At 49.8% G+C, this 9,708-nt stretch carries 8 protein-coding genes and 1 pseudogene; 5 read left to right on the top strand and 4 right to left on the bottom strand.

Going from position 1 to position 9,708, the window contains the following annotated elements; all coding sequences use genetic code 11:
* Positions 1-666: pseudogene (locus tag ACOJTG_RS15465) on the top strand (nicotinate phosphoribosyltransferase); the annotation flags it as partial.
* A gap of 41 nt (positions 667-707) precedes the next feature.
* Positions 708-1,424, top strand: coding sequence for an FRG domain-containing protein (locus ACOJTG_RS15460; protein WP_420154651.1), 717 nt, complete (start codon positions 708-710; stop codon positions 1,422-1,424).
* A gap of 56 nt (positions 1,425-1,480) precedes the next feature.
* Here ACOJTG_RS15460 and ACOJTG_RS15455 read toward each other — a convergent pair whose 3' ends face one another.
* Both ACOJTG_RS15455 and ACOJTG_RS15450 read right to left on the bottom strand, forming a co-directional pair.
* Positions 1,481-2,248, bottom strand: coding sequence for a tetratricopeptide repeat protein (locus ACOJTG_RS15455; protein WP_420154650.1), 768 nt, complete (start codon positions 2,246-2,248; stop codon positions 1,481-1,483).
* Positions 2,249-2,498: 250 nt separating this feature from the next.
* On the bottom strand, positions 2,499-3,749 hold the full coding sequence (locus ACOJTG_RS15450; protein WP_420154649.1) for an MFS transporter: 1,251 nt from the start codon (positions 3,747-3,749) through the stop codon (positions 2,499-2,501).
* A 171-nt stretch (positions 3,750-3,920) separates the two neighbouring features.
* Here ACOJTG_RS15450 and ACOJTG_RS15445 point away from each other — a divergent pair, with 171 nt between their 5' ends.
* Together ACOJTG_RS15445 and ACOJTG_RS15440 are read left to right on the top strand one after the other, a co-directional pair.
* A complete protein-coding gene (locus ACOJTG_RS15445; protein ID WP_420154648.1) occupies positions 3,921-4,400 on the top strand; it encodes a molybdopterin-binding protein in 480 nt (159 codons plus the stop codon).
* Between the two features lie 85 nt (positions 4,401-4,485).
* The gene (locus tag ACOJTG_RS15440) at positions 4,486-5,526 is read left to right on the top strand and encodes a cytochrome-c peroxidase (protein ID WP_420154647.1); all 1,041 of its coding nucleotides are present in this window, start codon (positions 4,486-4,488) and stop codon (positions 5,524-5,526) included.
* A gap of 4 nt (positions 5,527-5,530) precedes the next feature.
* Here the strand turns inward: ACOJTG_RS15440 and ACOJTG_RS15435 are convergent, their stop codons facing one another.
* Together ACOJTG_RS15435 and ACOJTG_RS15430 are read right to left on the bottom strand one after the other, a co-directional pair.
* Positions 5,531-5,893 carry an SPW repeat domain-containing protein gene (locus tag ACOJTG_RS15435; protein WP_420154646.1) on the bottom strand — a complete coding sequence of 121 codons (363 nt, stop codon included), beginning with the start codon at positions 5,891-5,893 and terminating at the stop codon, positions 5,531-5,533.
* 562 nt (positions 5,894-6,455) lie between these two features.
* On the bottom strand, positions 6,456-8,810 hold the full coding sequence (locus ACOJTG_RS15430) for a prolyl oligopeptidase family serine peptidase (protein WP_420154645.1): 2,355 nt from the start codon (positions 8,808-8,810) through the stop codon (positions 6,456-6,458).
* Between the two features lie 272 nt (positions 8,811-9,082).
* On the opposite strand from ACOJTG_RS15430, the gene ACOJTG_RS15425 reads away from it, so the two are divergent.
* Positions 9,083-9,708, top strand: a 626-nt coding sequence (locus ACOJTG_RS15425) for a DEAD/DEAH box helicase (RefSeq protein WP_420154644.1), incomplete at its 3' end; no start/stop codon positions are given.

The raw sequence follows: 9,708 nt of genomic DNA, 5'->3' as shown, positions 1-9,708 counted from the left end.
CGTCGCCATTCGTACGGGGTACATCGCTTGGTTTTACAGGCTTTGCAACAATACGGGGCGGGTTCGTTTGTCGGAACCAGCAACGTACACATGGCCATGCGGTACCAAACCAAACCCATTGGTACGCACGCCCATGAATGGTTTATGTTCCACGCAGCCCGGTACGGCTTTAAGATGTCGAATGCTTTAGGACTGGAACATTGGGTACAGGTCTATCGCGGGGATTTGGGCATTGCCCTATCGGATACGTACACAACGGACGTCTTTTTCCAGCAATTTGACAAGATGTTCTCCAAGCTCTTCGATGGCGTCCGGCACGACAGTGGCGATCCGCTCGAATTCACCGATAAAGTCATCCAGCATTACCAACGCATGGGGATCAATCCGCTGTCGAAAACCATCACCTTCTCCGACTCGCTCAACTATGAAAAAGTCGTACGCATTGCCGAACACTGTCGGGGTCGCATCGGCATGTCGTTTGGCATCGGTACCAGTCTGACCAATGACGTCGGCCCTAAAGCCATGAACATTGTGATTAAAATGACGGAGGCCCAGCCGGGTGAAGGAGAATGGACCGAGGTCGTCAAGCTATCTGACGAAAAAGGCAAATACACGGGCAGCGAACGGATGATTCATCTGGCTAAGGAAATCCTCCACATCGAATGAGAAGTACGTACTGAATACCAAGATTTTCCACCGATCCAGCCATGAAAGAAGTTGAATTAAGTACGATTGAAGCGTACCTCACGCTCATTAAGCAGAGTAAAGACGAACACAGCCGGCAGGGCTACTCGATTGATTTTCTGTTTCGTGGCCAAACGTTCGATCATCCCCTGCTTCCCAAGATTTGCCGCCTGAAAGCCAAAGGTGACATTTTGCAGGTGGAACAAACGCTTTTACAGGAATTCAAGCGAACAAATCCACTGCTCATTGAGCCGCACCGCCCCATGGACGACTGGGATTACCTGACGCTGGGCCAACATTTTACCTTACCCACGCGTTTGCTAGACTGGTCGAACAATGCCCTGACGGCCCTGTGGTTCGCTACGGGCGAATCGCTAGTGGCTTCGTCGTATAGCGTAGTATGGATTTTAATGGCTCAGGAAGAGGATTTTGCGGCCAATCTGGAAACGATGCACCCTTTCGACGTGCCGCAAACTAAGCTCGTACGACCCCGGATTATCAAGCAACGAATCAATAACCAATCAGGTGTATTTAGCGTCGCGTCTTCGCAGGAACTACTGACCAAGCAGTACATGAACGAAATCGACTCGTATACGGAGAAGTTGATCAAGGTAAAAATTCCATCCACCTGTTTGAAGCAAATTCGTACCGATCTGGATACGCTAGGCGTCAATGCCTTCTCGATTTTCCCGGAACTGGAAGGACTCTGTACCTATCTGCAATGGCGTTACTTTGAATAATGAAAAAGGCGGAGAACGAGTCGTTCTCCGCCTTTTTCATTTCACGATATTGTTACTTATTCTTTTCCGGAGTTAAATACGCCTTTGGGATCGGCCTGTTTAGCGGAAAGCTGTTCAATAAAATTAAAGTCGAGGACCTGTACATCCAGCTGACGGCATTGGTGCAGATGTTCCCAGGCTTTATCGAAATTGTTTCGCTGATACTCGGCCAGTGCCAGTTTCAGGTACGTCGTGGCGTTGGTCGTATCCAGTTGTACGGAACGGTTGAGTAAGGCAAACGCTTCGTCCAGGTCATGAGCCTGACCGGATTGCTGGTGCTGTTGAATGTACAGCGTCGCCAGATCGTCGAGTAACATCGAATTGGCAGAATCGCAGGCGACTCCTTTACTCAACATACGGATGGCCTCGGCTCCTTGTCCTTTCTGATGGCACACGACCCCTAAACCCCAGTACGCATCGCTGTTTTTCGTGTTGAGCAACTGGGCCAGATTAAAGCGGTAGCAAGCCGTATCCAGCTCACCTTCGGCAATGTACTCCCAGCCACGCTCGGCAAAAAACCGGCTGGCTTCGGCTCGATTGCCGAAATTCTCGTCACAGGCTTTTAAAAAGGCTTCATCTTGTTTGATTTGCTGGGCGGTTTTTTTCTTCTCCCCCCACAGTGGAATACAGTGTAGGGATGCTTTGTCACTGTCTTTAGCTACCGTCGAACGGGCTTCAGCGTTTGATTTGGTTAGGGGATGGGTCTGACTGACAAACTGAGAGGTCTGTCCGAAAACGTTCGGAAATACCCCCAGAATGGTCCACACTACGAAAAGGGCTCTCATCGAATTCACTCTCTCCAATTGGTTTCAGCTTCTTAAACGCTTCGGTTCAGGAATAAGTGTCTGCCGAAGTAGTTTTAACGTAATTTTCTGGATATTAACCGTGTAAAAAGAAATATTCGTCGCTGGTACCCAGGACTTTATTCCGTGTCTCCGTCGCAACGAAAGTAGTAGAATCCCCAAGTTTAGCCAAACGATTGGTCGATTCTTAACTCAAATCACCCCCATCATCAGCTCCGTTTTAAGAGCCTGCCTACGAAACGTACGCCTTGGGTACTCGCCGAAAGAAAAGTAAGGAAAGAAAGGCCGTTAGTCCAAAAACGCCAGCCGTCAGGTACAAGGGTTGCTGGTACGAGCCGGAGGTTTCAAAGAGCCAGCCCATCACTAAGGGTCCCAGCAATGAACCACAGTTTTCGAATAAGCTGATGGTACCGTTGATTTTCCCGGCCGCTTTCAAGCCAAAGGATCGAACAATCAATACATTGTACAACGTGAAAACGCCGCCCCAGCTTAAAGCCGCCAATCCTACCGAAGGAATAATTAGACTTGGTGTCAGTGAAGCCAGACCTATTGCTCCTACCATGAGTCCCAACAAACAGCCGGTAAATAGAGGATAGAGGGACACCAGATCGGAAATCCAGGAAATCAGAAATTTCCCGACCAGTGCTAGCGTGAAATACAGCGATAACGTCCAGGCCGCCTGTCCGGAATCAAATCCGACGCTTCGTAATTGTAAAAAGAGATTAGATACCAAGCCGACAATTCCCAAGAACGAGAGAAATCCGCACAAAGCGATCAGCCAAAATAAGGGCGTATGTAGGGCTTCGGCATAGGTTCGACCCTCTTTCACTAAGGGTTCTTCCGTCGCTCTTCGTCCGTAGGGCTGCATGCCGGCGGTTTCAGGAGTACTATGCACGACGACAGCCGTATAAACGAACAGCACCAGCGGTACAAACGATAGCCAGTGAAAAGCTTCCCGCCAGCCGTGCGTATGAATTAGATTCGTAAGTAAAGGCGGAAAAATGGCACTACCCAAACTCGTGCCCGCTAGTGTAATGCCCAGGGCTAATCCGCGTTTTTTCTGAAACCAGGACGAAACCAGAATTACTACGGCCACTGAACCCGCCGAAACGTAAGCCAATCCAAGCAGTACGTGCAGAATATACAAATCCGTCAGATTACGGGCGAACCCGTAGCCACCCAGAGCCAGGGCCATTAAGGTTAACCCACTCAGTAGTAACTTTTTTACCCCAATCCGATCAATCAGCCACCCTGAAAGTAAAATGAACAGAGCCGAAACAGCGTAGGTAACCGTTTCCCGTGATTTGAGTACGCTCCGAGTCAAGTGAAACTCCCGCTGAACGACTTCATCAAACACCGACAGCGAAGAGGTCGTAAGCCCATTGATGGTAATGAGAATAAACAACCCGGAAATCGCGATCAACCAAGGATACTGTTGATGAGAAGTGTCCGAAGTATCGGTTAAAGTAGATGTTTGATTCATACGTTCGGGAAGCAAATACGCTTTTTACTCGTGCTTTATTAAACAGTGGAAAAGATAGATGGTTCCCAGTAGTCTAGTCCTAGCCTAGAGTTTTAAACAATTCATTATTTTTTTTCGTTATGTTCGTAAAAATATAACGATAATTTTAGGCCCTATTTCCGTTCCTTTCGCATGAAAAAGTTACTGCCCTTGTTGGGTTTCCTTATATGGTCCTGGAATGTATCGGCTCAGGTGGTTTTAAAGGTTACGGGTGAAGTCACTACTCCGCTTCAACTACAAGCTTCCGATCTGACAGCCCTGCCGCATACGGACGTAAAAGCCGTAGACAAAGACCAGAAAGAGCACCACTACTCGGGCATACCGCTGATTGAGCTATTGAAGAAAGCCGGGGTAACGGTAGGTGGGCAACTCCGCGGAGAAAATTTAGTCAAATATGCTCTGGTACGGGCAGCCGATGGGTATGAAGTCCTGTTTGCTTTGCCAGAACTGGACCCGGAATTTAGTACGCGAACCATCGTACTCGCCGATGCCGTAGACGGTACCGCCCTGCCCGCTGGCGTAGGTCCGTATCGAATCGTAGTATCCGGTGAAAAGAAACCCGCCCGCTGGATTCGGGAAGTACGGGAAATTGAAATCCGGTTCGCCAAATAACCGATAGAATGCCTATTTTCACCGTTGATTTTTCGGAAAGGCCGCAACCGGAAAGTTGGACTCGTTTTTCTTCTCGTCGATACGTATGCTTCGTTGGTTGATCCTACTGAGTAGTGCGGTGGTACTGGCCTTTACCCTCCGCAACGATACTCCCTATACGCTTTCCATTCCGGCTTCTTTTGGGCATCGGTACACCATTCCGCCGGATAATCCGATGACGGTGGAGGGCGTGGCTCTGGGGCGTTTTCTGTTTTACGACTCTCTGCTTTCTAAAAATAATACGATCTCCTGTAGCAGTTGCCACCAGCAAAATCGGGCTTTTACCGATGGTTTTGCGTTGAGTATCGGCGTGAATGGACGTACCACGGCCCGCAATTCCATGTCGCTGGCAAACCTGCTTTGGGTACGCCATTTCTTCTGGGATGGTCACTCACCCACGCTGGAAGATCAGGCTCTGATTCCCATGGCTCATCCGGATGAACTGGGACTGGCTCCCGAGAAAGCGGCACGAAAGTTGCAACAAACGGCGTTTTATCCCTCGAAATTCAAACGGGCGTTCGGTACGGACTCCATTACGCCCCTTCTGATGGCCAAAGCTCTGGCCCAGTTTGAGCGGTCCCTGATTTCTGCCCAGGCTCCGTATGATCGGTATCTAAGGCATCAGTATACGCTGACCAACGCCGAAAAGCGAGGTATGGATCTGTTCATGCGAACCTCCGATCCTGCCGAAGGCATACGCGGAGCCAACTGTGCTCACTGTCACGGCGGGGCTCAGTTTTTCCAGAACGTCTTTCATAATAATGGTCTGGATGCCTCTCCGCTCGATCCTGGTCGGCAGGAAGTAACGGGCTTTGACGCCGATTTTGCCCGCTTTCGGGTACCGACGCTTCGGAATATTGCCGTGACGGGTCCGTACATGCACGACGGTCGTTTCCGGACGCTGGAGGAAGTCATCGATCATTACAGTGAGCATGTAGCTTCCAGCCGTACACTCAGTACGGATCTGAAAGGCCCCATGCATCTGACCTCTTCCGAAAAGAAAGATTTGATCGCGTTTCTGCATACGCTGACGGACACAGAATTTCTACAGAATCCTGCCTTTAGCAATCCGTTTTTGACGCAATAGTTCGCTATTCGTTCATTTCTTCGGGCTTCGTTAATGAACTGGCGAGCAGACTAATGACGCCCATCACCAGAAAGGTATTCCGGGCTTTTTTGTGTTTGGCAAAACCAAAGAGCCAGGGTGCCGCCAGGGCCAAAAGCCCCGCCGAAAAGTCAATAGCTAAGTGCTTTTTAAAGGGTAACAATCGTAGGGCACCCCATTCAGCTTTGGTACCTAAACTATAGGCCAAAGCTCCACTACTCAAAAGAACACATAGGGTAACGGCGGCTTTTTCCTTTTCAAAATCGGCCAGTTTAGGAGCCAGGGCCACAAGCGGTACATAGGCGTAATCGGCCAGGCCGTGCATGGGCCGTGAAATGGGCTTTTCCATAATCGGGTGTTTTTAGGGTTGGTTTCCAGAGGGGTAGAAAAAGCTGTACCTGAGCTTGTTGGAATATTATATTATAAGGATTGGTGAATTTAAATAATATAGATGCAGTCTTTCGTCCCGCTGAGATGGCTGATCTTTCAGTCCGTATCGCGAACGTCGCTGACTTCATCCTGCTCAAGGCCACCGTGTTACGGATGAAGTAGGCGACTTATCGCAATAGGACGGGGCCTGGATTTAATTCGTCCATGAAGGTTTCCGATTGAACTTTAATAACGACCAACCACTAACTAATAAACTTAAATAAATTGCCTTTAGAAGAAAACCTCTCCCGCTCCTGAGCAACGGAGCGACCTACGATAGCCGAAACGCGGTGGCCCAGAGCAGGCGTTAGTCGTGGAGAGGTCCAGCCTGGAAGGCTCACCAGCTACTAGTCAGCCGTGACTGCGGGACGAAATTCGGTCTGACTCATATGAGCTAGGTAAAACATCCTACTTATACAAAACAACAAACCCCGTACGCAGGTCTGCGTACGGGGTTAAACGAATTATAAAATTTTTCAACCTTACTTCTTTAACTTCTCCTGAAATAACTTCAAAATCCGCTTGTATTCATCCATCCAGCTGGTAGGCTCTACGAATCCGTGGTCTTCCATGGGGTAAGCGGCGAGTTCCCAGTTTTCTTTTCGTAATTCAATCAATCGCTGCGAGAGGCGTACGGCATCCTGAAAATGTACGTTTACGTCTACCATCCCGTGGCAGATGAGCAGGTTATCTTTCAATCCGGCCGCATGATAAATCGGAGAGCTGCGACGGTACGCCAGCGAATCCGTCTGCGGTTCATTCAGAATATTGGCCGTATAGCCGTGATTATAGGCTGCCCAATCGGTTACGGGCCGGAGAGCCGCTCCTGCTTTGAATACGCCGGGTTTGGTGAACAAAGCCATCAGCGTCATAAACCCGCCGTAGCTACCGCCGTACATCCCAATGCGTTTCGCATTGATGCCTAGTTTTTGCGTCAGGTACTTCGCTCCGTCTACGTGATCGTCGAGGTCCTTCCCACCCATGAAGCGGTAAATGCCCGTTCGCCAGTCGCGACCGTAGCCCGCCGAGCCCCGGTAATCCATGTCCAGTACCGTAAAGCCCTGATCGACCAGTAAGTTGTGGAACATGTATTCCCGGTAATACTGGCTCCACCATTTGTGAGCGTTTTGCAGGTATCCGGCTCCGTGGACAAAGATGACCGCCGCCCCGTTTTTCTTCTTCGGTACGTACAGACGGGCGTAAATATCCTGTCCGTCGCTGGCTTTTACCGTGATGACCTGTGGTTCTTTCCAGGCATAAGATTTGAACTCATCCGACAGTGAATTGGTAATTTTTTCCGCTTTCGCTCCGGCCTGGTTTTCCTGTAGATACAGTTCCCAGGGCTGCGTAGGCGTCGAATAACGAATGAGCAGTTTCGTTTCATCCGGTGAAAGGCTTACCTCATGGGCTCCCGTACCGGTTGTCAGTTTCACGCGTTCACCGCCCGTAACCGCCATTTTATACCAGTGCTGTTCTCCGGGGTGTACCTCATTCGACTGAAAATAAATCGTTTTTTTATCTTTGGATAGAACCGTCTGCTGTACTTCGAACTTGCCACTCGTGAGCTGCTTGCGTTCGTTCGTACGCAGGTTGATGCTGTACAAATGCGAGTATCCCGTCGCTTCCGACTGAAACAGTAACGTTTCCTTATCCAGCCAGGTCAGTGCATACGAACCCGGGCCACCCACCCAGGCCTCGTCGCGGAGGCGGTCGAGTACCTTCAGTTTCGCCGTAGCCGGATCGAGTTGGGCAATCCAGCGGTCTTTGTTATCCTGCGAACGAACGATCACCACGGCATACGTACCATCTTCGGACCAGTTCGTTCCGAAAAACTGTACCGGACGTACCTTCGATTTTTTGGACGTGGTATCCGCTTTATACTCCGACAGGTATTTAGGCTGCTCCGTAATGCCCGTCAGGTCCTTTGCACTCACTTCGCGGATGGTATCCTTTTCGATGTCGTACAAAAACAACTGATGCGAAGCCAGGGGTGCTCCTACTTTGGTGCGGGCCGGAATGTCTTCCGTGAATCCTGATTCGGTGACGTAGTTAGGAACAATGGTGCTCTTTGCTCCTGCCGCCGATTTTACCAGTTGAAACGTTACGTATTTTCCGTGGGGAGCTGCCGTGGGAGCCATCAGGTTCCGTTCTTCCAGGTAAAACTCCTTGGGTCGCTTAGGCTGTTCGGCTTTGGTGATTTTAGCGGCGTCCTTTTTCTTGTCGGCTCGTTCCTTCAACACTTCAAACATCGCTAATTGATCCGATTTCAACCATTTTTCCTCTTCGTTGGCTTTCGGATCGGCTTTTTTACTACCCGACAAAAAGTTGGTCAACTGATTGATTTCACCCGAAGCCAGGTACATGGAAAACAGGTTCATCCCCCGACGGAAAATCACTTGTTTTTCATCGCTACTGAACGTAGGGTTACTTTCACTTTCAACCGTATTCGTCAGCTGTCGAATCTGTTTGGTAGACAGGTCGAGGTAGAACAGATCGCCGTTCTTTTCGTACAGTTTTACGGTTTTCGCCTGATTGTATTTACCCGATTCGCTCGGTATCCGCTGCCGATCGGCCAGACTTACTTTACTGATTTTTTTACTGCTGAGTTCATAGGCGTACAACGAATCGCCCTTGGCTCCTTCCGGATTCCAGGAAAAATAAACCCTGGAACCGTCTTCGGCCCAGTAGGGATTACTCGGCGAAACGCCCATCCATTTGGGGTCCCGCATGATCTTTTCGACGGTCAGCGGCCCCAGTTTTTGGGCCATGACAGGTACGGCAGGTAGGCTTAGAAGCAGACCCAGTGAAAGGGCCCGGACGTTAGGAAGATGAAACATACAATGGGATGAACGCAGCATCGGGCTGCTTAGCTGTTTACCGAAGTGCTGATGAATGCCTTAAAAATACGGGATCGTGCGTATTTCTAACGTCTTTGGCGACTAAACCTTATTTCTTGAAGGTCAAAAAGCCCATTTTCAAAATCAAGCCAGCCATTCGTTTGGATGCTGCCCCAAATGATTTCTCTGACTCGACCCATTCATTAGTCGCTTTTGTGCTGTTTCCCAAGGCTTTTTGCGACCTTTGTGTTTTCGTTGGAAGGAATAAGAAGATGACGTTCGAAGATTTTAACCTCAATCGGCAATTGCTCAATGCCGTAAGCGAGGCCGGATATGAGCAACCCACCGACATTCAGGAACAGGCCATTCCGCTGGTTCTGGCGGGTCACGATCTGCTGGGTATTGCTCAGACGGGTACGGGTAAAACGGCGGCTTATGTCCTGCCCATTCTGTATAAGGTCAAGTACGCTCAGGGTTTGGCACCACGGGCTTTGATCCTGGCTCCGACCCGCGAGCTGGTCATGCAGATTGGCGACGCCATTGAGCAACTGGGCAAGTATACCGATTTACGGACACTCTGTCTGTACGGCGGTCTCGGCCCTAAAACGCAAATTGAAGCCCTTACGGCTGGCGTGGACATCTTGGTCAGTACGCCGGGTCGTTTCATGGATCTGTACCTTCGCGGCGACATTGTTACCAAAGAACTAAAAGTGATGGTACTCGATGAAGCCGACAAGATGATGGACATGGGTTTCATGCCACAGATTCGCCGGATTCTCGAAATCATTCCCCGCAAACGGCAGAACCTACTGTTTTCGGCTACGTTCCCGGAAAAAGTAGAGAAGTTTTCGTTCGAGTTTCTGGAATTTCCGACCCGTATTGAAGTAACGCCGCAGGC

The sequence above is a fragment of the Siphonobacter sp. genome, from assembly GCF_048595215.1.
Taxonomy (GTDB): Bacteria; Bacteroidota; Bacteroidia; order Cytophagales; family Spirosomataceae; genus Siphonobacter.
The sequence above is the reverse complement of the archived record's forward strand: the minus strand, read 5'-3'. Positions and strand labels throughout refer to the sequence as shown.